Below are 24207 nucleotides of genomic sequence, written 5' to 3'. Positions count from 1 at the left end.
GAACGATGATGTCAGCCGATGATATCCAGCAGCGCCTGAACCTTGCTGTATAACTCGTCGTATTCCCCTGTTGCGGTAGAATCCTTGACCACGCCGCCACCGGCCCAGCATTCTGCCCCCGTTGTGGTCGCCACGACCGAGCGGATCAGAATATTGAAATCAGTTTCCCCCTGATCACTGAAGTAACCAAAAGAACCGCAGTACAGGCCACGGCTATCGGGTTCCAGTTCCTGGATGATTTCCAGTGCCCGTTTTTTGGGTGCGCCAGTGATCGAGCCACCAGGAAAAGCACTTAATACAGCCTGCAACGGTGAAATATCCGCTTTCAGCTGTGCCTGAATGGTGCTGACCATATGGTGGACATTGGCATGGGATTCAATATCAAACAGCTTGTCGACCTGAACACTGCCGGTGCGCGCGGATTGCCCCAGATCATTACGTAACAGATCCACAATCATCAGGTTTTCCGCCTGATTTTTTTGACTGTCGGCCAGCCACTGGCGATTGGCCTGGTCTTCGCTGGCGGTTTTCCCCCGGGGGGCGGTGCCCTTGATCGGGCTGGTGGTCATCTGGCGTTGACGGATACGCATAAAACGCTCCGGACTGACACTGAATAGCGTCAGGAACTGGCTCCGGAAATAGCAAGAAAACGGCGCATCAAAATGCTCCAGCAACCCGGCCGGTGCCGCATCGGTCAGATCGTTTTGACAGCGAAAGGGCATGGTCAGATTCACCTGATACACATCACCGGAAAGGATGTAATCCTGCACCTGATTGAATGCCTGTTCATACTCGCGGGCATTCCAGCGGACTTGCCAAGCGGGTTTGTCCGGTTGTTGGAGCTGAAGAGCGGTGTCGTGAGTACTTTGTTGCTCAAGCGCTTGCTGTAACTGCGTAATCAGCTCGTGACGGTATTGGCCAGTCAGAGGCTGTGGGCTGCGAAGGGTGACGGTGTCTGCGTTGAAGTCGAGTAGCAGACTATGGGGATAATAATGAAATTCTGCCAGCGGTGGTTGTGCCGGTGTCGACTGCGTCGCCGATGGCTGCATGCCCGCGACCGTCTGATGACAGGCATCAAAGGAGAAATACCCCATCCAGCCACTGATAAAACCACTGTTGTCGGAACGGCCCGTCGGGTTTGTTGATGGCGTTTGCCCTGTTTCCAGAGTGCGTTGCAGTTGCTGCCATTGTGATGCACTGCGAGCCGACAGGGTGCGGCTCGGAGCCCAGGCCAGTACGGCCCAGCGTTGAGAGTGCGACTGGCCACTGCTGCCGCTGTACAATAAGGCAGCCTCGGGGAGTTGATGGCAGCAGAACAAGAGTGATCGGGCTGAAAAGGGCAGTCCGGTGGCGTGAGATGCGGCCGGTATGGGCGTGCTGGACATGAGAGCGAAGGATTCCCGATCGGTCGGTGGATAAAATAGCGGCGTATTATCCGGCGCATGGTGTCCGATTCACAACCCCTGGCATTGCTATAACCTGCTGGTTAGACTGGCGCTGTCGTCTTTGGGCAGCCTTTGCCTGCCCGTCGAGCCCTTCTGAACCTATTATTCTGTCAGTTTTAAGGCTAATTGTGGAAAAGCACCCCGTTAATCTTCGTACCACCCGTGTTAATCAACATGCACTGCTGTTGCAATCGACATCGCCATCAACATCTCAGGCCGGGCACCGGCGTCTGGTGTTGCTGCACGGTGCCGGTATCGCCGGGGAACTGACCTGGACGTATGTGGCTAATTATCTGGATGGTTGGAGTGAAATATTGATTCCGGATTTTGCCGGGATGGGCAAGTCGTCCTTTATCGATTGCGACAAGCCAACCATTAACGATTATGCGCAACAAATTGAAGAATTGCTGACAGCGCTGGATTGGTGGGATACCGATCTGGTTGGGTATTCTTTTGGCGGTATGGTGGCGACAGAATTGGTCAAGCGGCATGCGTTTGGGTTGCTGTATTTGCTTGAACCGGCGCTATTGTCTGGTGACGATGCCGCTGGCCTGCAAGATAAAGAAGCGCGCTATGCGGCATTGGCGCAACGTTTCCGGCAAGGGGATGACGGCGCGTATCGGGATTTCCTCGATGTGGTGTCGCCCAATCGCCGACGTAATCCGACAGCAGATAAAGTAGCCATGAAGCGTTTGCAGGCCAATCGTCCGGGGTTGAGCCAGGCTCTGGGAGCCGTCAGTGAATCGCTGGGACGCCAACAGGCTTATTACCTCGACTGGACATCACCACTGCCGGGTATGAGTCTGGTGGGCGAATTGAGTGCCCCGGAGATGAAACAGCGGCAGTTACGGCTGGAGCAGCAAAGCAGCGACTGGATCGCCCAGGGGGTCGCCGGGGCGGACCACAGTCTGGTGTTTACTCATCCCAAGCAGGTGGCGCGGCTGATGAATGATCGTCTGGCGCTGGCGTTGTTGTCATAGCGTAGCGGGTCAGACGTCATACCGGTTTGATCCGTCGCGCACCCTGAATGTCTTGTTCTTCAGGAACGTAGCTTCCGTTGCATGCCCGTCTTGGCCAGGATCCGGGTGGAAATTTCCTCGATCGACTTGTCCGTGGTGCTGATAAAGGGGATTTGTTCGCGCTGGTACAGGGTTTCGACCTCGTCCACTTCGTGATAACACTGCTTCAGGGAAGAATAACGGCTGTTGGCGCGGCGCTCATTACGAATCACCGACAGACGATCAGGATCAATGGTCAATCCAAACAGCTTTTTGCGATACGGCTCAAGGCTTTTGGGGAGTCGTAAATCGGCCATGTCTTCTTCGGTCAGTGGGTAGTTGGCCGCCTTGATGCCATATTGCATCGCCAGATAAAGACAAGTAGGGGTTTTGCCGCAACGGGAAACCCCCACCAGAATCACATCGGCGGTTTTGTATTGGCGGGTACGGGCGCCGTCGTCGTTATCCAGTGCGAAGTTGACGGCGTCGATGCGAGACAGGTAACTGGTGTTCTTGGCAGAGTGGGACATCCCCACGCTGTAGGAAGAATCTTCCCCTAGCGCCTGTTCCAATGGTTTCAGGAAAGCATCAAAGATATCGATCTTCAGGCCATTGGCGGTATCGATGACATGCTGGATGGACTTGTCGATGACGGTATCAAAAATAATCGCTGGCTGGCCGCTCTTGATTGCATCAGCATTAATCAGGGCAACCGCTTGTTCGGCTTTGACGATGCTGTCGATGTAGGGCAGGGTGACACACTCGAATTCAATCTTCTCAAATTGTGCCAGCAGGCTATTGCCCAGCATCTCGGCGGTGATGCCGGTGCCATCAGAAATAAAGTAGGCGTATCGCTTCATATGGAAATTTGTTCTACCTGCACTTAGTATTACGCGCGCTTGCTACGGCCCGATTTGAGTCACTGAGTATACGAATAACCGCAGACGATGATCTGCATCAGTAGACTGTTATGATAATGAACCATATCGGTACGCTGGATGGTCCGGAAGCAGCATAAAAAGGGTTATCTGAACCCGTAATCACCGAAACCCAAAAACGGTGTTCTTACCGTCGAGGTCACCACTGGTGGCGTCGATGAGTTCAGCAGGCTCATAAAGCACGCGATGGTACAGGAGAACAACATTGACTGACTATGTACTTTGGTTTGATCAGGTAGGTATGGCAGATGTGGACCGGGTTGGTGGCAAAAATGCCTCGCTCGGAGAAATGATCAGCCACCTGGCCAGTTCTGGCGTTACCGTGCCGGGTGGTTTTGCCACCAGTGCCGACGCCTATCGGGAATTTCTTTCCTATCAGGGACTGGATGATCGTATCAATGCCGCATTGTCCGATCTGGATGTGGATGATGTACGGGCACTGGCAGAAACCGGTGCTGCCATTCGTAGCTGGATTCTGGCGGCGCCGTTACCACCGGCGCTGGAGTCTGCTATCCGGACAGCGTACGACACGCTGCAAGGCGATAATGACCAGATAGCGGCTGCAGTGCGCTCGTCGGCCACAGCAGAAGACCTGCCAGACGCCTCCTTTGCTGGTCAGCAGGAAACCCATCTGAATATCGTGGGGATTGATAACGTTCTGCATGCGGTTCGGGATGTCTTTGCCTCATTGTTTAATGACCGGGCGATTGCCTACCGGGTACATCAGGGCTTTGATCACAGCGCGATTGCCCTGTCGGCCGGTGTGCAGCGCATGGTGCGCAGCGAGACTGCCAGCAGTGGTGTGATGTTCTCGATTGATACCGAGTCCGGTTTTGATCAGGTGGTGTTTATTACTGCATCATACGGCCTCGGTGAAACCGTGGTGCAAGGGGCAGTAAACCCGGATGAGTTCTACATCCACAAGCACAATCTGCGTGAAGGCCGTCCCTCTATATTACGTCGCAATCTCGGTGCCAAAGCCATCAAGATGGTATACAACGCTTCGGCCAGTGTTGGCCAGTCGGTTGAAACCTTGCGGGTGGATCGTGAGTTGCGACAGCAGTTTTCCATTACCGATACCGAAGCCGAAGCACTGGCACGCATGGCGCTGACCATCGAAGAGCACTATGGCCGGCCGATGGATATCGAATGGGCCAAGGATGGGGATGACGGCAAGTTGTACGTGGTGCAGGCGCGACCGGAAACGGTCAAGAGCCGCACCAGCAAAACCGTGATGGAGCGCTACCTGCTGAAAGAAACCGGCACGGTGCTGGCCGAAGGACGCAGTATTGGCCACCGGATTGGCTCCGGGCCGGTTCGGGTCCTGAACGATATCGACGATATGGATCAGATCCGGGAAGGGGATGTACTGGTTGCCGATATGACCGACCCGGATTGGGAACCGATCATGAAACGCTCGTCAGCCATTGTTACCAACCGGGGTGGGCGGACTTGCCATGCCGCGATTATTGCGCGTGAACTGGGCATTCCGGCGGTGGTCGGTTGTGAAGACGCTACCGAGCGACTGAAAGATGGCCAGCCGGTCACGGTATCCTGTGCCGAGGGCGATACAGGTTATGTTTACGATGGCGCACTGGATTTTGATATCCGCACCAACAGCGTGGACTCAATGCCGGAGCTGCCGTTCAAAATCATGATGAACGTAGGCAATCCCGACCGGGCCTTTGATTTCCAGGAGCTGCCAAACGCCGGGGTTGGTCTGGCGCGGCTGGAATTTATTATCAATCGCATGATCGGTGTGCACCCCAAGGCCTTGCTGAATTTCGACAACCTGCCCGAAGACCTCAAGCCTACGGTACAACGCCGTTTTGCCGGCTATCCGGGGCCGGTCGACTTTTACGTCGAAAAGCTGGTGGAAGGGATTTCAACACTGGCCGCCGCGTTCTGGCCCAAGCGGGTAATCGTGCGCTTGTCAGACTTCAAATCAAACGAGTACGCCAACCTGATTGGTGGCCGTTTGTACGAGCCGGAAGAAGAAAACCCGATGCTGGGCTTCCGTGGCGCTTCCCGTTATATCTCGAAAAATTTCCGCGATTGTTTTGAGCTGGAATGCCGGGCCATGCACAAGGTGCGGGATGAGATGGGCTTTACCAATGTCGAGATCATGGTGCCCTTTGTGCGCACCCCTGGTGAAGCGGAGCAAGTCGTTAACTTGTTGAAAGACAACGGCCTGGAGCGCGGCAAGAACGGCCTCAAGCTGATTATGATGTGTGAGCTGCCGGCCAATGCCATTCTCGCCGACGAGTTTTTACAGCACTTTGATGGTTTCTCGATCGGTTCCAATGATTTGACCCAGCTGACACTCGGACTGGATCGGGATTCCGGTATTATTGCCCATCTGTTTGATGAGCGTAATCCGGCGATCAAGGTGCTGCTGGAAAAGGCCATTCAGGCATGTAAACGACAAGGTAAATACGTGGGTATTTGTGGCCAGGGGCCATCAGATCATCCGGATTTTGCCCGCTGGTTGATGGAACATGGCATCGACAGCGTGTCGTTGAACCCGGACTCTGTTATGGATACCTGGTTCTTCCTCGCGGACAAGTCACATTAATGTCCAAACGGGCTGCCATTCTTATCTTACCGCAATGAGTACCCGGTCGCTGGTGATCGGAGCTTTGGAGATATTCCCGCATGAAAAGCAGCAGTGCGCTGTTTCCGGTAACACTGGCCAGGGCTGATAACCTGGCCGGTTTTACCGATGATGTTTATCTGGTCAAGCACAACCTTGATCAGGATCGCAGTGTCGAAGTGGCGGTAACACACCTGTCCCCCGGCAGTTATGAAACATCTCCAGACCGTGATGGCCGTCGTCCACCGGTTGTGCTGCTGCATGGCTCGTTTACCAATCGCAGTTTCTGGCTGACCGCCGATGGTGACGGCCTGGCTGCCTGGCTGGTGCGGCAGGGGTTTGATGTCTGGTTGATGGAGCAGCGGGGCCATGGATTGTCGCCACGCAATATCGAATACACGGACAATACGGCGCAACAGTACGCCTGTTACGATGTGCCCGCCGTCAATGATTTTGTCTGTGAAAAAACCGGAGAATACCCGGCCTGGATCGGACACTCCTTGGGTGGAGTGGTGCTGGCAACTGCGATTGCAGCGGCCAAATTACACCCGGACAACTGCGCCGGTGTGGTGTCGTTTGGTGCCCAGGTGCTGAAACGCCCCTGGTATTTGTGGATGCCATTAGGGGCATTAAGTTTACGGACGCTGATGTCCATCAAGGGTGAGCTGGACGGTCTCAAGGTCGGCATTGGCCCCGAAAATGAACCGGCCGGTATCGTGAATGAATACCTGGCACGACAGGCTATTTTTGGCAAATGGCAACTGACAGCAGCCAAACAACCATTGTTGCCCGCCTGGCGACAGGCCAGGGTGCCGTTGCGCATGTTTGCCGGTGTCGCTGATCGTGTTGATCCGCTCACCTGCTGCCGTCGTTTTTACGAACACTACGGTTCCGACGCAGGCGTGGAAGTGCCCAAATCCATGACGGTGCTGGGTACCGATAGCGGTTTTAGTGAAGATTATGATCACTCCGGCATGGTCAACAGCCCGACAGCCTGTCATGAAGTCTGGCCATTGGTGGGCGACTGGCTGGGTAATCTGCATGCCTTGCCGGGGAATCCAGTCGTTAATCACTCGTTATTACTTGAATGATTCTTGCTTGCTATCAGCCCAAAGTGGTCTGGACGACAGTGCCCTGTATGGTGTTTGATAGCCAACACACTTAACAGGAGACCACTTGTATGACTGATTATCTGACCCCCGATCTGTGCGATGAATATCCTGAACTGATCGAAGTGGTTGAACCTATGTTCAACAATTATGGCGGCCATGACAGCTTTGGTGGCGAGATTGTGACCATCAAAGCCTTTGAGGATAACTCCAAGGTCCGTGAGCTGGTGGCCACTGACGGCAAGGGCAAGGTACTGGTTGTCGACGGTGGTGGTTCACTACGCCACGCCATGCTGGGTGATATGCTGGCAGAAAAAGCCGCTAACAACGGCTGGGAAGGCATTATTATTAATGGCTGTATTCGTGATGTTGATGCCATTATGGAAACCGCACTGGGTGTTCAGGCATTGGCGACCCATCCACTCAAAACCGACAAGCGTGGCCTGGGTGATGTGAACGTTGAGGTCAAATTTGGCGGCGTTGTATTCAAACCCGGCTGCTTTGTCTATGCCGATAACAACGGCATTATTGTTTCTCCCAAAGCATTGTCGATGCCAGCTGAATAAGTACCCTGCTGACTGGGAAATCAGTCGCCTCCGCTGCGTGGCCCGGTTTGGCCGGGGCATGCAGGTTGGGGCATGCAGGTTGGGGCATGAGGTTGGGAGAAAAAAGAGTGGGTAGAGGGAGAGAGAGGCTGGAAGTGTGGAGCTGTCAAGCGTACGAATAAACACTAATAAACCAATAAAAAGTACAGCCTGAATTCAGCATATCAATAAATCATTGCTGGCAAATCCTGGCGACTGCAAATAAACAATCATGCAATAAAAACAATCAATATCTGGTGCTGATGCATACCGGTTTTCTGGCGTTCTGCAAAATCACAATATCAGAACCGGGTGCAGGATTAATGTTGGTTTTATTTGGTATTCATAAAATATCATCAATGGAGATAATATGTTTCGTGAGCTATAGATGTCCCCTTTACCTTAAAGGCAGCAAGACTGATGAGATTTTGTCGATTGCTGAAATAAAGCGTATATCTGTTGACCCCGAATAAAGAGCGTATTCAAAACCCTGTGTAAGGCTGTTCAGTGTTCTGGGTCAGTCACTGGTCGCGCTACCCATCCAGATACGCGTCGATGCTGCCACTCAAAATGGATGCTCAGCTGCAACAGCGTGAGGTTCCAGTTCTGCCCCTTGATTCTATCTGCCGCTGCCGCCCCATCATGCCTCAGCACACGCTGCAGTCGATGTGGAGCGACAAGCAAGTGGAGCCTGGCGACAAGGTGACACCAAACGGGTCATCGTCACCGATTGCATACAAAATCGTTTTCTGAACAAATATTCTGGCCTTTTTTTAGCCAGATTATGCATTTTCGTATACAATATTAGCCTAAAGTCTATTGTTAATCTCCTTCAAGGGCCTTATTGTGAGCACATCCCAATCGATTGTAGACAATCTGATGGCAGACCCTCAAACACTCGCAGATAAGGTTTTTTCAGAACTCACCACCGCCATTGTGCGGGGAGAGCTGAAGCCGGGTGTACGAGTGTCGGAGCAAATGCTGGTGCAGAAGTACGGCGGTAGCCGTGCGCCGATGCGTGAAGCCATTCAGAAACTGGAAGCCCGGCACCTGGTTGTGCGTATTCCCCATGCCGGAGCCAGGGTAGTGTCGTTATCGTTGGCGGAGCTGCGCGATATCTATGAAGTCCGGGTTGAACTGGAAAGCATGGCTTGCCGTCTCGCCGCCGAGCGGATGACGGACGACGAAATTGCTGAGTTACAAACCTTGCTGAATGAACACGCGGCATCGATTGAGGCTGAGCAAGGGCAGAGTTATTACCAGAAAGCCGGTGATCTCGACCTGCATTACCGGCTGATTCGTGGCAGCAAGAATGAACGCTTGCAGCAAATGTTATACGGCGAGTTGTATCACCTGGTGCGTATGTACCGCTATCAAACCAGTACCAGTACCGAGCGCCCATTACAGGCTCTGCAGGAACACCAACGTATCGTTGAAGCCATCGCAGCACGTGATGCCGAGTTGGCTGAACTGTTGATGCGACGTCATATCCAGACGTCGCTTCTTAATCTTGAACGACTTATGGCAGAAGAGGAGGGTCAATGATGACTCCAGGACAAAAATTTCGTCAGGCACTGGCGGAAAACAAACCATTACAGATTGTGGGCACCATCAATGCTTATAGCGCCATGATGGCTGAACGTATCGGACACAAGGCAATTTACCTGTCCGGTGGTGGTGTGGCGAATGCCTCTTATGGTCTGCCAGATCTGGGTATGACGTCGCTGAACGACGTGATCGCCGATGTTAGCCGTATTACGGCAGCCTCTTCTTTGCCATTGCTGGTGGATATTGATACCGGTTGGGGTGGCGCGTTTAACATTGCCCGCACTATCCAGCAGATGGAAAAAGCCGGTGCCGCTGCGGTTCACCTGGAAGACCAGGTAGCCCAGAAACGTTGTGGTCATCGTCCGAACAAGGAAATTGTTTCGGTTGAAGAAATGACCGACCGTATCCGTGCGGCGGTTGATGCCCGTACCGATCCTGATTTCTTCATCATGGCCCGTACCGATGCCTTTGCCCAGGAAGGTCTGGAAGCGGCGCTGGAACGTGCCAAAGCCTATGTGGCTGCAGGTGCGGATGGCATTTTTGCGGAAGCAATCAAAACCGAAGAACATTACCGTGCCTTCTCTGAAGCGCTGGGTGATGTGCCAGTACTGGCGAACATTACCGAGTTCGGTCAAACCGAATTGTGGAACCGTGAGCAGCTGGGTGAATGGGGCGCTGCCATGGTGCTGTACCCACTGAGTGCGTTCCGTGCCATGAACAAGGCAGCAGAAACGGTATATACCAGCATTCTTGAAAACGGTGATCAGCGCGCAGTTGTCGACATGATGCAGACCCGTATGGATCTTTACTCTTACTTGAACTACCACGATTTTGAACAGAAGCTGGACCAGCTGTTCTCTGAAGGTAAAAACAAGTAAGCCTCCGGCTGACCCAATAATAACACCAGATCTACACCTGTACGTATCGCGTTACTGCGGCCACAACACAACGGATATTGGCTGTTGGCGCGATACGGCATACCACCGCTACAGGTGTGGCAACTGACCAGTTTCGATGGAGCATAATGATGGCTGAAGCAAAAAAACTGAGTGGCGCAGGCTTGCGCGGACAATCTGCCGGTGAAACGGCACTGTGTACCGTAGGTAAAAGCGGTGCCGGTCTGACCTACCGTGGTTACGATATCAAGGAATTGGCCGACAAGGCCCAGTTTGAAGAAGTCGCTTATTTGTTGCTGTACGGCAAATTGCCTAATCAGGCAGAGCTGGACGGTTACAAAGCCAAATTGAAAAGCCTGCGTGGCTTGCCCGACGCCTTGAAAACCGTACTGGAACAGATTCCAGCTGACGCTCACCCAATGGATGTGATGCGGACCGGTTGTTCGATGCTGGGTAATCTGGAAACCGAAACCGATTTTTCCCAGGCCCACGACAGCATTGATCGCATGCTGGCGGTTTTCCCTGGCATGATCAACTACTGGTACAACTTTACCCATAACGATGGTTTGCGTATCGAGGTAGAGACCGAGGCCGACAGCATTGGTGAACAGTTCCTGTGGACCCTGCACAACAAAAAACCTGATCCAATGCATGTGGATGTGATGCACGCGTCACTGATCGTGTATGCAGAACACGAATTTAATGCTTCGACGTTTACTGCCCGCGTGTGTGCTTCCACCCTGAGCGATATTCACAGCTGTGTGACCGCTGCCATTGGTTCCCTGCGTGGGCCACTGCATGGTGGTGCCAACGAAGCGGCCATGGACATGATCGAGCAATGGCGTTCAGCCGATGAAGCAGAAGAAGCCATCATGGGTATGCTGGCGCGCAAAGACAAGATCATGGGCTTTGGTCACGCGATTTACAGAGAGTGTGACCCGCGTAATGCCATCATCAAGGAATGGTCACAAAAACTGGCTGAACTGGTCAATGACAAGCATCTGTACGCTGTTTCCGAGCGTGTTGAAGCGGTGATGTGGCGCGAGAAAAAACTGTTCTGCAACGCGGATTTCTTCCACGCCTCGGCTTACAGCTTTATGGGTATCCCAACCAAGTTGTTTACACCTATCTTTGTGTGTTCACGGGCTTCTGGCTGGTGTGCTCATGTTATGGAACAGCGTGCCAACAACCGGATTATCCGTCCATCTGCAGACTACTCCGGCCCGGAAAGCGCCGAATGGGTTGATATATCTGAACGCAGTTGATTGTTGTGATGAGCAGGTGATGGATGCTGGCCATAGAGCTGTCCATTCGCCACAAGCCGGGTGCCTGAAACCAGTGTGTTGAAGGCACCTGACGTGTTGGGCCAAGCAATGCTGCTGCCTGAAGTCACAACCAAATTACAACAACCGGTTGTTGTCCGACAGCCGGAAGAGAGAACACCATGAATACTGAATTCCGTAAAAACCTGCCTGGTACCGACCTCGATTATTTCGATACTCGTGCAGCTGTTGATGCGATCCAGCCTGGGGCCTATGCCAAGCTGCCGTACACTTCCCGCGTGTTGGCGGAACAACTGGTTCGTCGTTGTGACCCTGCCGACCTGACCGCTTCCCTGACACAGCTGATCGAACGCAAGCGTGACCTGGATTTTCCATGGTACCCGGCACGAGTCGTGTGTCACGATATTCTCGGTCAGACGGCGCTGGTCGACCTGGCGGGTTTGCGTGATGCCATTGCTGACCAGGGAGGCGACCCGGCCAAAGTGAATCCGGTTGTGCCAACCCAGTTGATTGTTGACCACTCGCTGGCAGTTGAAGCCGCAGGTTTTGACCCGGATGCCTTCGAGAAAAACCGGGCGATTGAAGATCGTCGTAACGCTGACCGCTTCCACTTTATTGAGTGGACCAAAACCGCTTTCAAAAACGTCGATGTGATCCCGGCCGGTAACGGCATCATGCACCAGATCAATCTGGAAAAGATGTCGCCAGTGATTCAGGCCCGTGAAGATGACAACGGCAAGCTGGTGGCTTTCCCGGATACCTGTGTCGGGACCGATTCCCACACACCACACGTGGATGCGCTGGGCGTTATCGCGATTGGTGTTGGTGGTCTGGAAGCCGAAACCGTGATGCTGGGCTTGCCATCCATGATGCGCCTGCCAGACATTACCGGGGTTGAGCTGATTGGCAAACGTCAGCCCGGGATTACCGCTACCGATATTGTTCTGGCGTTAACCGAATTCCTGCGCAAGGAACGGGTAGTCGGTGCCTATGTTGAGTTCTTCGGTGCCGGTGCCGCCAGCCTGTCCATTGGTGACCGTGCCACGATCTCTAACATGTGTCCTGAGTTTGGTGCCACCGCTGCGATGTTCTACATCGATTCCCAAACCATTGATTACCTGAAACTGACCGGGCGTGAGCCTGAGCAAGTCGCACTGGTTGAGCAATACGCCAAAGAGACCGGCTTGTGGGCGGATGCGCTGGTCGACGCTGAATACGAGCGCGTGCTGCAGTTTGATTTGTCCTCTGTGGTTCGTAACATGGCTGGCCCGTCCAACCCGCATCGTCGTTTGCCAACCTCGGATCTGACCGAACGCGGTATCGCCGATGAAGGCAAACTGGCTGCTGGCAGGCAGGAAGAAGCCGATGGCCTGATGCCGGATGGCGCGGTGATTATTGCGGCGATTACTTCGTGTACCAATACATCGAACCCTCGCAACGTGGTTGCAGCGGCATTGTTGGCGAAAAAAGCCAATGAATTGGGCCTGACACGCAAACCCTGGGTGAAAAGCTCGTTTGCACCAGGTTCCAAGGTTGCCAAACTGTATCTGGAAGAAGCTGGCTTGCTGACTGAGCTGGAAAAACTCGGCTTCGGTATCGTGGCTTATGCCTGCACGACCTGTAACGGCATGTCGGGTGCACTGGACCCAGCGATTCAGCAAGAAATTATCGACCGTGACCTGTACGCCACCGCAGTACTGTCGGGTAACCGTAACTTTGATGGTCGTATCCATCCGTATGCCAAGCAGGCTTTCCTGGCGTCACCACCACTGGTTGTGGCCTATGCGATTGCCGGTACGGTGCGTTTTGATATCGAGCACGATGCCCTGGCCGTGGTTGATGGCAAGGAAATTACCCTGAAAGACCTGTGGCCATCAGATGAAGAAATTGATGCCATCGTTGCCTCCGCGGTTAAGCCGGAGCAGTTCAAGCAAGTCTATATCCCGATGTTTGATCTGGGTGAAATCGAACAAGCCGAGAGCCCACTGTACGACTGGCGTCCAATGTCGACCTATATCCGTCGTCCTCCTTATTGGGAAGGTGCCCTGGCGGGTGAACGCAGCATGAAAGACATGCGTCCTCTGGCGGTGCTGGGTGACAACATCACTACCGATCACCTGTCGCCATCCAATGCGATTCAGGCACACAGTGCGGCCGGTGAATACTGCGCCAAAATGGGCTTGCCGGAAGAAGATTTCAACAGCTATGCAACGCACCGAGGCGATCACCTGACGGCGCAGCGTGCGACATTCGCCAACCCGAAATTGCTGAACGAAATGTGTCGTGACGAGCAGGGTGACGTGATTCAGGGGTCTCTGGCGCGGGTTGAGCCGGAAGGCGAACAAATGCGTATGTGGGAAGCGATTGAAACCTACATGAACCGCAAACAGCCGCTGATTATTGTGGCGGGTGCTGATTATGGTCAGGGTTCTTCCCGTGACTGGGCCGCCAAAGGCGTTCGTCTGGCAGGCGTGGAAGTGATCGTCGCAGAAGGTTTCGAGCGTATTCACCGGACCAACCTGGTGGGTATGGGAGTATTACCGGTGGAATTCAAGCCGGGTACCACTCGTCTGACCCTGGGTCTGGATGGCACCGAAACCTACACCATCAAAGGCGATATTTCTCCACGCAGTGAGCTGATCCTTGAAGTGACTCGCCGTAGTGGTGAGGTGGTTGAGGTACCGGTGACCTGTCGTCTGGATACCGCAACGGAAGTACGTGTTTATAACGCCGGTGGCGTATTGCAAATGTTTGCCAAGGACTTCCTCGGACAGGAATAAGCGGCAAACTCCGTAGCCGCTGGTTGCCCCTGAAAACAAGAGGCCGCCAGCGGTTCGTTTTGTCCAGAACCGATTTATAGACATGGCCGGTGCCTGTTTCCCGGTACCGGCTCATCAAGGAGACCATATGGCCCACGTTCCTCAAATTAAAATTCCGGCGACCTATATTCGTGGTGGGACATCAAAAGGTGTGTTTTTTCGCCGCCAGGATTTACCGCCTGCCGCTCAGGAGCCGGGTGAAGCCCGTGACAAGATTCTGCAGCGTGTGATTGGCAGCCCGGATCCTTACGGTCAGCAGATCGATGGTATGGGGGGCGCTACTTCCAGCACCTCGAAAACCGTTATCGTGGATAAAAGCACCCAGCCAGACCATGATGTGGATTATTTGTTTGGTCAGGTAGCCATCAATAAAGCATTTGTCGACTGGTCGGGTAACTGTGGCAACCTGACGGCAGCGGTGGGTGCCTTTGCCATTATGTCCGGTTTTGTGGATGCCGGGCGGATTCCGGAAAACGGCGTCTGTACGGTACGTATCTGGCAGAAAAACATCAGTAAAACCATTATTGCCCATGTGCCCATCACGGCGGGAGAAGTACAGGAAACCGGTGACTTTGAGCTGGATGGAGTGACCTTCCCGGCGGCAGAAGTCGAAGTGGAGTTCATGGATCCGGCCGATGGCGAAGGCTCGATGTTCCCAACCGGCAACCTGGTCGACGACCTGGAAGTACCGGGTATCGGAACCTTCAAGGCAACCATGATCAATGCCGGTATTCCGACCATTTTTGTCAATGCTGCGGATATTGGTTACACCGGTACCGAGTTGCAAAAAGACATCAACAGCGATGCTGAAGCACTGGCACGTTTTGAAACCATGCGGGCCTGGGGTGCGGTCAAAATGGGATTGATTAACGATATCTCAGAAGCAGCCGCTCGCCAGCACACTCCCAAAATTGCATTTGTGGCTCCTGCGACAGCGTATGTCTCGTCCAGTGGCAAGCAGATTGAGGCCGACGCCATTGATGTCTGTGTCCGTGCCTTGTCGATGGGTAAATTGCACCATGCCATGATGGGAACGGCATCGGTGGCTATTGCTACTGCGGCGGCAGTGCCCGGCACGCTGGTGAATCTGGCAGCCGGTGGTGTCGAGCGTGACGCGGTTATTTTTGGGCACCCGTCCGGTACCTTGCGAGTCGGTGCTGCGGCAGAGCTGGTGGATGGTGAATGGCGTGCCCAAAAGGCCGTGATGAGTCGTTCCGCTCGCGTATTGATGGAAGGTTTTGTCCGTATCCCCGGGGATACGTTTTAGCTGCCGGGCAGGCCATTAAAGCCTGCCGGGTTTGTAGCTGAAGACAGCAGGAGTCCCTGTGACCTGCGTTCACGATGCTCCTCGCGGAACGCAGTTTTTTGCCCCCGGTCTTAGCCAGGCCGGGGGCATTTTTATGGCTGGTCGGTACTGGCCAGCAGGCTTTGATATTTGCTCATCAGGTTTTCGATCAACACAATGTCGAAGGTATCGATGGCGGCGAGCAGATTGCTGGCAATTTCAGTCAGTGAGGTGATGCCTTCTGCGGTCGATAACTGCTGCAATGCCTGGGCAAATTGGCCGATGTCTTTCAGGTTGTGGGTATGACGGGCCTGCTCGTAAAGCGGCATCAATTGGTCCTTGATGCTCACCAGTACGCTGCTGTCGGGAGGGTTCGACAAGGGTAAGGGTGTGGTATCGGTGGTGGTATTGGCTGTTGCCGGTGTGTCCGGGCGGTTGTTTTCGTCTCTGGTGGCGAGGAACTGCTTCAGTGTCTTGATCAGTTCACGCTGCAAGACCGGTTTTTGCAAATGGGCGTCAAAGCGTTGCAAATCCGGTGCAGATTCTCCCCCTTGTAATACTGATGCTGTCAGTGCGACCACCGGCAGGCCCGGGTAACGCTTGTGCAGGATTCGGGTGGCTTCATAGCCGTCCATTACCGGCATGCGGATATCCATCAACACCAGATCCGGCGGTGACAAGGCGACGGCATCGAGGGCTTCCTGGCCGTTGGCTGCGGTGAGAATCTGGATCTGTGAGTGCTCAAAAATACGGGCAATCAGTTCGCGGTTATTGTCGATGTCATCAACCACCAGAATGCTGCAGGGTTCAAAATCATCGATCCGGAGGCGACCAAGTTTTTGTCCCGGCTCTGTCCGGTCAGCGGTTTCAACTGATGCGATGTCGATACCAACCAGTTTGAGGGTAAATGTTGATCCCTGGCCGGGGCTGCTGGTGACGGAGATGCTCCCTCCCATACGTTCAATCAGGCGTTGGGATATGGCCAGCCCCAACCCGGTGCCACCGGCGTGGCGGCTGTCGAGTTGTTCAAACTCGGTGAAAATGGCCTGAATCTGATCCGGCTCAATGCCTATGCCGGTATCACTGATGGTGATTTCAAGGTCGACCTTGCTGAGGTGATCGTCGATGTGCAAGGTGCGTGAGGTGAGTGTGATGGCACCCTGATGGGTGAACTTGACGGCATTACCCACCAGATTGATCAGGATTTGTCGCAGGCGGACATCGTCGAGTAATAAAAAAAGCGGTAATCGGGTATCGGTGTTGACGACCAGATTCAGTCCCTTGGTAGTGACTGCGAGAGAGAAAAACTGGGCGATTTCATCAATCAGAACATTCACATTGGTGGGCGCCTTGGTTATCGCCATCTTGCCGGATTCGATTTTCGACAGATCCAGAATGTCATTGATCAGTTGCAGCAATGAGCTGCTGGCTTTGTGTACGGTGTCGACATAAGAGCGCAGGCGAGGCTGGTCGAGCTGCTCACTCAACAGCTCGGTAAAGCCGATAATTGCGTTCATGGGGGTACGGATTTCATGGCTCATATTGGCGAGAAATTCCGATTTGGCGCGGTTGGCGACTTCGGCCTTGTCGCGGGCGCGGGCCAGTTCAGCGGTGAGCCGTTTCTGCTCTGAAATATCTTTCAGTACGGCATAAATGGCTGGCTGGCCTTCGTAGTGAATGCGCGTCAGGGAAATATCAAGCCAGCGTTGGGTACCATCCTGACGGCGAATCATCAGTTCCAGGTGAAAGGTGCCATTGTTGAGACAGGTCGCAAAGGCCCGGGTGATCACCTCTTCAGACTCGCGGCCATCGGGCTGGGTTAATGGCGTGGCATTGGCGAGTGTCATGCCGTCGATATTGTGGCCGTTGCGATAACCCAGCAGCCGTTCGGTGGCGTGGTTGTGGGCGATACACTGGCCAAACTGAAAGATCAGATTGCCTTCGGTGGCTTCCTTGAACAGGGTTTTGAAGTTGTCACGTTCGGTTTGCAAGGCCTGCTCGGTCTGTTTGCGCTGCTCGACTTCCTTGCTCAGGCGGCGGTTCCAGTAAATGCTGATAATGATGTAGAGGATGAAAACGGCAACAACACTGGCAACCAGCTGATAGTTGATGCGTTCGGCAAACTGGATATTTGACCATTGGTTGAGAACGGACAGCCGGTCGGCATCACTGAGTTTGATTCCGGTGGCCAAGATAGCCGACATCAACTCCGGTGACTGGCGGTTTACCATAATGGCGGGTTGAATTGTCACGCTGGTTTTACCCACCACTTTGAGATGACGGAAGTTCTCCAGCCGCAGCAGGTGATTGGCTTGTATCAGAGGCATGGTCACGGCGTCGAGTTGCCCGGCTTCGAGCATGTCCAGCAGCTGGGTAGGGGAGTCGATATGGGTCAGCAATAAACCGGGAATCCGCTTGCCCAACAGTTGGTCAAAACTGGCAGATGCCAGTATTCCTACTCGCAAGCGGCTGAGCTGCTGTTCGTCATCGATAAACGCCGCATCCTCGGTCATCAGAATAACAACCGGAGTTTCCAGTAGCGTTGCGACCGCTCGATAGTCGTCATTGAGTGCAGAATCGTTGAGATCGCAGATAATGATATCGGCATGATGGTCGGAGGGATTGGGCGCAAAGCGAATATCCAGAGCCTTGCCGACCCGGCTGAAATATTCACCCGCGATGCCACCGATTTGTTCTCCTTCGGTGATTACCAGAGGAGGCAGGAAGTGGGCATCAACAGTGACTTGCGGGTGCTGCTGTAGCCATTCGATTTCATGGCGCGACAATAATAGCTGATGATTGCTGCTTGGGTGGTCAGGCAACCAGGTTTGTGACAGGGCACTGATATCTGCAGCGGATATTTCCAGCAACGCCTTGTCGATAATACCTTGCAGGATTGGCTGTGAACGAGGCACGGCCATATGCAGGTTCACGGCATCATAAGGCACCAGTGGCTTGATATTGATGATGCCCTGACGGCTGAGTTTGTAATGCATCACCGCGTAGATATCGATCAGCAAGTCGGCCTGGCCTTCCAGTATCATGCGGATGGCTTCATCCAGATTGGACACGGTGAGAATAGTGAGGTCGGGGTAAAGAGCCCGGATGCTTTCATCCAGAGCGAAGTCGGCAGGCATGACCAGACGCTGTTTCATCAGCATCTCTTTGCTGGCGCCCACCAGATCGCTGTGACCAAAAAAATACTCACTTAAACGCAGGTAAGGCTTGGTGAAGTGCAAATATTCTTGCCGCGCAGGGGTGTGGACCAGGGAAGGCAAGATCAGAATCTCGCCGGAACGGGCATCACGCAGCAAGCTGGACCAGTCATCGATACGATAATCGGGCTGGATGCCGACTGAGGCCAGAATATTGCTGATCAGGCGTTGGGAAATGCCATCTGGATTGCCGTTGTAGTCTACAAAGTCAAAAGGGGCCCAGTTACGCTCGACCGCCACCGTGACGGTGGGGTGGGCATCGATCCAGGCTTGTTCTTCCGGAGTGAGTTCGAATCCGGCCACGACCGTTGAGGACAGTAATAGCGTCAACAGCAGGAGCAGGGTTCTGCTGTTCCTGAGCCAGCTGGCTTGTTGCCAGTGGCTACACTTCTGCAAGCGCAATGAATTGATCCAGGTTGTCCCGAAACAGCTCGACCAGATAAGGGTCAAAATGGGTGCCGCTGTTATTGATAATGTAGGCGGTGGTGTCTGCCATGGTCCAGGCTGGTTTGTAGATGCGCTGGTGGGACAGGGCGTCGAAGACGTCGGCCAGAGCCACAATGCGGCCATAGATATGAATATCATGGCCTTTGAGGCCCAGCGGGTAGCCGCTGCCATCCCAGCGTTCATGATGTTGCCAGGCGATGGTATCCGCAGCCTTGAGAATACGACGGGGCGAGTTCTTGAGGAAATTATGGGCACAGGTGGTGTGGGTTTTCATGGTGTCGTATTCCTCTGCCGTCAGTTTTCCGGGCTTGTGAAGAATCGCTTCAGGCACAAAGACCTTGCCGATATCGTGCATCGGGGAAGCGTGGAAGATGATGACGGCATCTTCTTCGGTCAGGCTGTTGTGCAGCTGTGCCAGCAGTTGCGAGTATTCGGCCACACGTTTGATATGGCGGCCGGTTTCATCGGAAGTGAACTCCATCAGCTCGGTGAGGATATGGATCATTTCCAGCTGGGTTTGCTCCAGCTCGGAGAGTAGGCGTTTTTCGGTCAGCTCTACTTTTTGACGCAGGCTGATATTGTGCTTTTGCAGCAGCGCTTTGGCAGTATGCAGCTCCAGATGAGTGCGCACCCGGGCGAGCAATTCGGCGGCATGAAAGGGTTTTATGATGTAGTCGACCCCTCCAAGCTCGAAGCCCTTGACCACTGAATCGACATCCGCCCGTGCGGTGAGAAAGATAATGGGGATGTCCCGATGCTTGAGGTCTTTGCGGATGCGTGTGCAGACATCAAAGCCATCCAGATCGGGCATCATGACATCGAGTAAAATCAGGTCAAAAGACTGGGTTCGCAATAAAGCGAGGGCATCGTTACCCGACATGGCGTAAGACAGTTCGTAGTTGTCTTCACGCAGGATATTCATGGCGACCTGAATGTTGTTGGCGACGTCATCGACAACCAGGATACGTGAAGGCTGATCCACAGGTTCCTCTACCTCGTCCTTATCTGAATATCGTTTAAAACTAGCACGTAGCGGGGCAGGAGAGAATGTTATTGGTCGAAATCTTGGTTGCTATTGGACATATCGGCAAGATTGGCGCAGTTGTGTCCGAATTCGTGTGGTTGCACCGGCTTGGCTGGAGAGGGAGTATTGATTGATGGTGAAATTCAAAAGGCCTGCACGATGGCAGGCCTTTTGAATAGAAAGCCAGCGGACTTTGGGGAGTCCGCCTGTTTTCGTCTATTGTCCAGAAATCAGGAGGATTTCGGATCTTTGCTGGTTGCGGTGTCGTCAGTGGCGGTTGTTTCCGCCGGTGTGACTGCAACCTTGCTGTCAGCTGCTGTGTCGTTGGTTTCGGTCGTGGTTTCTGCGACAGGTTTGGCTGGCGCAGGATCATCGACTGTCACTTCGGCTTCTGTTTTTACTTCGGCTTCTGTTTTCACTTCAGCTTCTGTTTTTACTTCAGCTTCTGTTTTTACTTCGGCTTCTGTTTTCACTTCAGCTTCTGTTTTTACTTCGGCTTCTGTTTTCACTTCGGCTTCTGTTTTTACTTCAGCTTCTTTAGCCTCAACAACCTTAGCAGCAGCGACTGGTTCAGCAGCAAGTACTGGTTCCTCTGCAGGCGTGGTGGTTGAAGTCTCTGTCGTATCCAGCGGTTTGGCTGCTGTTTCTGACTCGGTTTTAACGTCACCCTGGTTGCGAGGATCATTCGGCGCACGGTAGTTTTGGCGACGGTTACGACGGCGGCGAGGCGCTGTCTGTTCCTTCGTGGTGTCTGCCGCTGGCGGTGTTTCCACTGCGACCGTCGCTTCTGCCGTGGCGGTTGTCTCGGTTGCTGGAGCAGTTTTGGCTTCCGTCACTTCGGCGGTCACGGTCTCGGTGACGGCTTCTTTGGCTTCTGTTTTGACTGGCTCTGGTTGCTCAGCAGTGTCAACCGGTGCCGGGGCGCTGGCTGTTGCCGGAGCCGGTTCCGGGGTTGCTGTTTCGGCTTTCGCGTTGTTATCCGGCTGCTCTGTTGCTGCAGATTCGGATGTGTTGTCGCGGTTTGAGCGATTACGGCTACGACGGCGACGGCGGGGACGGGTTTCTTCGGTCGTCTCTGCTTTTTCTGGCGTCGGGGCTGCTTCCGCTTGCGGAGCGGGTTCAGCTGCTGCGTCAGTGGCCGGGGTGTCCGTGGTTTCAGACGGCGTGCTAACCGCAGTGTCTGTTGCATCAGCGCTGGTATCGACAGCAGTAGCGGTCTTGTCGTCGGTAGCCGCAGTGGCTGCAACGTTACTCTCGGTCGCTGTGCTTTCTGCAACCTTGGTTTCAGTTTCAGCTTCTGGTGCCGTGGTTTCGGTCGCTACCGTGTCAGCGCTTGCCGTTTCTACTGCTGTTGTGGTTTCTGTTGTTGTCGTTTCTGCTGCTGCTTCAGTTTGGCGATCTTCATTACGGCTGCGACGACGACGTGAACGGCGTGGTGATTTTTCTTCACTGCCGGACTCATTGCTGCTGTCGGTTGCCGTGGTTGAGGAGCTGGCATTACGGCTCGCAGGTGCGATGGACTGCTTTTCTCCTTCTTCTGCACCTGGTTTTGGCGCTTCACGACGGAACTCACTGCTGCCACGACTGCGGTCACGACGTGGACGACGACGATTGTTCGACGAGGTCTCTGTTGCCGAGCTGTTGGTTGTGTTGTTGTCGGTCGTTTCCTGCGGGGTGCTGGTGGCCTCTTTGGTGGCCTTGTCCGTTACCTGCTCGGATGTTTTTTCAATGTTTTTGTCGGTAACCGCGGTGTTGCTGCTGTCTTCCGGACGTTCGCGACGACGGTTACGGCTACGGCTGCGGTTGTTTTCCCGGTTGGATGAATCGTTGTCCGGGTTGCCGGACTGGCGTTCTTCGCGACGTGGGCGACTGGCTCGCTCTTCGTTGCGGTTGTTACGCGGCTTGTCGTTATCCGTTTGGCTGTCGTTGCTGTCGGTATTACCAGCGTTGTTGCGACGACGACGGCCACCATTACCGGAGCGTTCTTCGCTACGGGAGGACTCTGAACGGCGGCGATTGGTGCTGCTACTGCTGCGATTGCTATTGGCCGCTGCTGGTGTGGATGGCGTGGCTGCCGGTGCTGCTGTTTTGGCCGCCGGGCTGCTGGTAGTGCTACTGTTGCCGGAATCGCCACCAAACAGGCCAGACAGGAAAGACGCCACTTTCTCTATCATGCCCGGGTTGTTATTGGCGGCCGGCGCGGCAGCAACCGGGGTGGCGGCTGGAGCTGCTGCAGCTGGTTCTGGTACAGCGGTGGTGGTTACTGGCTTGGCGTGAACCACACCTTTAACGGCTGCCTGTTGGGTTTTGGCTGTTTCTTTGAGATTGGTGTCGATGCCGTATTCCGGTTCGACTTCATCAAAGCGGTGCTCGTAGGAAACCTCTCCTACCAGGGTGTCATCTGGACGCAGGCGCAGGACTTCAAAATGCGGCGTGTCCATGTTCGGATTTGGCAAAACGACAACACGGTTACCGTGACGGCTTTCGATGGCGTCAATCAGTTTGCGTTTTTCGTTCAGCAAGAAGCTGGCGACCGATACCGGCACAATGGCACGTACCTGGCCAGTGTTTTCCTTGGCGGCTTCTTCTTCAATCAGGCGCAGAATGGACAGGCCAGTGGACTGGATGTCACGGATAACACCGGTGCCGTTACAGCGTGGGCAAACGTGGCCACTGGTTTCTTCCAGTGACGGGCGTAGGCGCTGACGAGACATTTCCATCAATCCAAAGCGGGAAATACGGCCAACCTGAACGCGGGCGCGATCCATTTCGAGGGCTTTTTTCAGGCGTGTTTCGACTTCACGCTGATGCTTGTTGGAGAGCATGTCGATAAAGTCGATAACAACCAGGCCACCCATGTCACGCAGACGCAGCTGGCGCGCAATTTCATCGGCAGCTTCGAGGTTGGTATTGAAGGCTGTGTCTTCAATATCGCTGCCTTTGGTGGCGCGTGAGGAGTTGATATCGATCGATACCAGTGCTTCGGTCGGGTCGATAACAATCGAGCCACCGGCAGGCAGCTTGACTTCACGCTGGAAGGCGCTTTCGATCTGGGTTTCGATCTGGTAACGGTTAAACAGCGGCACGCTGTCGTCGTAGCGCTTGAACTTGTTCTGATAGTGCGGCATGACTTGCTGCACAAAACCAAGGGCTTCGGCATAGGCGGCATCGGTGTCGATCAGCACTTCGCCTACGTCTTGACGCAGGTAGTCGCGAATCGCACGAATGATCACGTTGCTTTCTTGCAGCAGCAGGGAAGGGGCTTTGACTTCGTTGTAGGCGCGTTGAATGGCATCCCACAGTTGCACCAGGTAGTCGAGATCCCATTGCAGTTCCTGACCGCTGCGGCCAATACCGGCAGTACGGACGATCACGCCCATTTTGTCGGGAACCGTGACGTCTTTCATGGCTTCACGCAGTTCGGTACGCTCATCCCCTTCGATACGGCGGGAAATACCACCGGCACGAGGATTGTTGGGCATCAATACCAGATAACGACCTGCCAGGCTGACCTGGGTCGTCAAGGCTGCACCTTTGTTGCCGCGTTCTTCTTTATCGACCTGGACGATGATTTCCTGGCCTTCGCGCAGGACGTCCTTGATGTTGATACGGCCAGGGCCGGGATCGCGGGCAAAGTATTCTTTGGAGATTTCCTTTAACGGCAAAAAGCCGTGTCGCTCGGCACCAAAATCCACAAATGCTGCTTCAAGGCTGGGCTCTATTCGAGTGATCCGGCCTTTGTAGATGTTGGATTTTTTCTGTTCGCGAGCACCGGATTCAATGTCCAGATCGTAGAGTTTTTGGCCGTCTACCAGGGCTACGCGCAACTCTTCAGGTTGAGTCGCGTTAATCAGCATTCTTTTCATGCAGTACAAATTGCTCAGTAGGGCAACGTACTCTGATGGCAATTCCAGTCGTTGATATGACTGGCCAATACCAAAATTTTTATGGGTGCTTTGCTTTATCCTGCCAGCACCGCGCAATGACTGCCCGGTCTGTCTCAGTGTGTAAGCATAGGGGCCT

At 54.0% G+C, this 24207-nt stretch carries 14 protein-coding genes; 9 read left to right on the top strand and 5 right to left on the bottom strand.

Annotated elements, in window-relative coordinates; all coding sequences use genetic code 11:
- Nucleotides 1-11: 11 nt before the first annotated feature.
- On the bottom strand, nucleotides 12-1385 hold the full coding sequence (locus Q8W24_RS10735) for an anthranilate synthase component I family protein (protein ID WP_305475261.1): 1374 nt from the start codon (nucleotides 1383-1385) through the stop codon (nucleotides 12-14).
- Between the two features lie 188 nt (nucleotides 1386-1573).
- Between Q8W24_RS10735 and Q8W24_RS10730 the strand changes: the two genes are divergently transcribed.
- A complete protein-coding gene (locus Q8W24_RS10730) occupies nucleotides 1574-2425 on the top strand; it encodes an alpha/beta fold hydrolase (RefSeq protein ID WP_303431451.1) in 852 nt (283 codons plus the stop codon).
- 59 nt (nucleotides 2426-2484) lie between these two features.
- Here the strand turns inward: Q8W24_RS10730 and Q8W24_RS10725 are convergent, their stop codons facing one another.
- Complete coding sequence (locus tag Q8W24_RS10725; RefSeq protein WP_303431452.1) at nucleotides 2485-3303, bottom strand: pyruvate, water dikinase regulatory protein; 819 nt, start codon at nucleotides 3301-3303, stop codon at nucleotides 2485-2487.
- 283 nt (nucleotides 3304-3586) lie between these two features.
- Between Q8W24_RS10725 and ppsA the strand changes: the two genes are divergently transcribed.
- From ppsA to prpF, 8 genes are all read left to right on the top strand, one after another.
- Complete coding sequence (ppsA, locus tag Q8W24_RS10720; protein WP_303431453.1) at nucleotides 3587-5956, top strand: phosphoenolpyruvate synthase; 2370 nt, start codon at nucleotides 3587-3589, stop codon at nucleotides 5954-5956.
- Nucleotides 5957-6036: 80 nt separating this feature from the next.
- Nucleotides 6037-7065, top strand: coding sequence for an alpha/beta fold hydrolase (locus tag Q8W24_RS10715; RefSeq protein ID WP_303431455.1), 1029 nt, complete (start codon nucleotides 6037-6039; stop codon nucleotides 7063-7065).
- Between the two features lie 89 nt (nucleotides 7066-7154).
- Entirely contained in the window at nucleotides 7155-7649 is a 495-nt protein-coding gene (rraA, locus tag Q8W24_RS10710; protein WP_305413390.1) for a ribonuclease E activity regulator RraA, read from the top strand.
- An 897-nt stretch (nucleotides 7650-8546) separates the two neighbouring features.
- Nucleotides 8547-9212: a GntR family transcriptional regulator gene (locus Q8W24_RS10705; protein WP_303431715.1), complete on the top strand. Its 666-nt coding sequence runs from the start codon at nucleotides 8547-8549 to the stop codon at nucleotides 9210-9212.
- Nucleotides 9212-10093: a methylisocitrate lyase gene (gene prpB / locus Q8W24_RS10700; RefSeq protein ID WP_303431716.1), complete on the top strand. Its 882-nt coding sequence runs from the start codon at nucleotides 9212-9214 to the stop codon at nucleotides 10091-10093. Before Q8W24_RS10705 ends, prpB begins: the two co-directional genes overlap by 1 nt.
- Before the next feature lie 149 nt (nucleotides 10094-10242).
- Nucleotides 10243-11376 (top strand): 2-methylcitrate synthase, encoded by a 1134-nt coding sequence (prpC, locus tag Q8W24_RS10695; protein WP_303431458.1) that lies wholly within the window; start codon nucleotides 10243-10245, stop codon nucleotides 11374-11376.
- A gap of 179 nt (nucleotides 11377-11555) precedes the next feature.
- A complete protein-coding gene (gene acnD / locus Q8W24_RS10690; protein ID WP_305475259.1) occupies nucleotides 11556-14174 on the top strand; it encodes a Fe/S-dependent 2-methylisocitrate dehydratase AcnD in 2619 nt (872 codons plus the stop codon).
- A 127-nt stretch (nucleotides 14175-14301) separates the two neighbouring features.
- Nucleotides 14302-15480: a 2-methylaconitate cis-trans isomerase PrpF gene (gene prpF / locus Q8W24_RS10685; protein ID WP_303431461.1), complete on the top strand. Its 1179-nt coding sequence runs from the start codon at nucleotides 14302-14304 to the stop codon at nucleotides 15478-15480.
- A gap of 131 nt (nucleotides 15481-15611) precedes the next feature.
- On the opposite strand, the gene Q8W24_RS10680 is transcribed toward prpF, so the two are convergent.
- The 3 genes from Q8W24_RS10680 to rne all read right to left on the bottom strand — a co-directional run bounded on the left by Q8W24_RS10680 (nucleotide 15612) and on the right by rne (nucleotide 24050).
- On the bottom strand, nucleotides 15612-19115 hold the full coding sequence (locus Q8W24_RS10680; protein ID WP_305475258.1) for a transporter substrate-binding domain-containing protein: 3504 nt from the start codon (nucleotides 19113-19115) through the stop codon (nucleotides 15612-15614).
- On the bottom strand, nucleotides 19096-20142 hold the full coding sequence (locus Q8W24_RS10675) for an HD domain-containing phosphohydrolase (RefSeq protein ID WP_303431463.1): 1047 nt from the start codon (nucleotides 20140-20142) through the stop codon (nucleotides 19096-19098). Before Q8W24_RS10675 ends, Q8W24_RS10680 begins: the two co-directional genes overlap by 20 nt.
- Before the next feature lie 272 nt (nucleotides 20143-20414).
- Nucleotides 20415-24050, bottom strand: coding sequence for a ribonuclease E (rne, locus tag Q8W24_RS10670; protein WP_305475256.1), 3636 nt, complete (start codon nucleotides 24048-24050; stop codon nucleotides 20415-20417).
- Between the last annotated feature and the right edge of the window lie 157 nt (nucleotides 24051-24207).

This window comes from Oceanobacter sp. 4_MG-2023, from assembly GCF_030689165.1.
Taxonomy (GTDB): domain Bacteria; phylum Pseudomonadota; class Gammaproteobacteria; order Pseudomonadales; family Oceanobacteraceae; genus Oceanobacter.
This window is presented reverse-complemented; position numbering and strand designations above follow the sequence as displayed.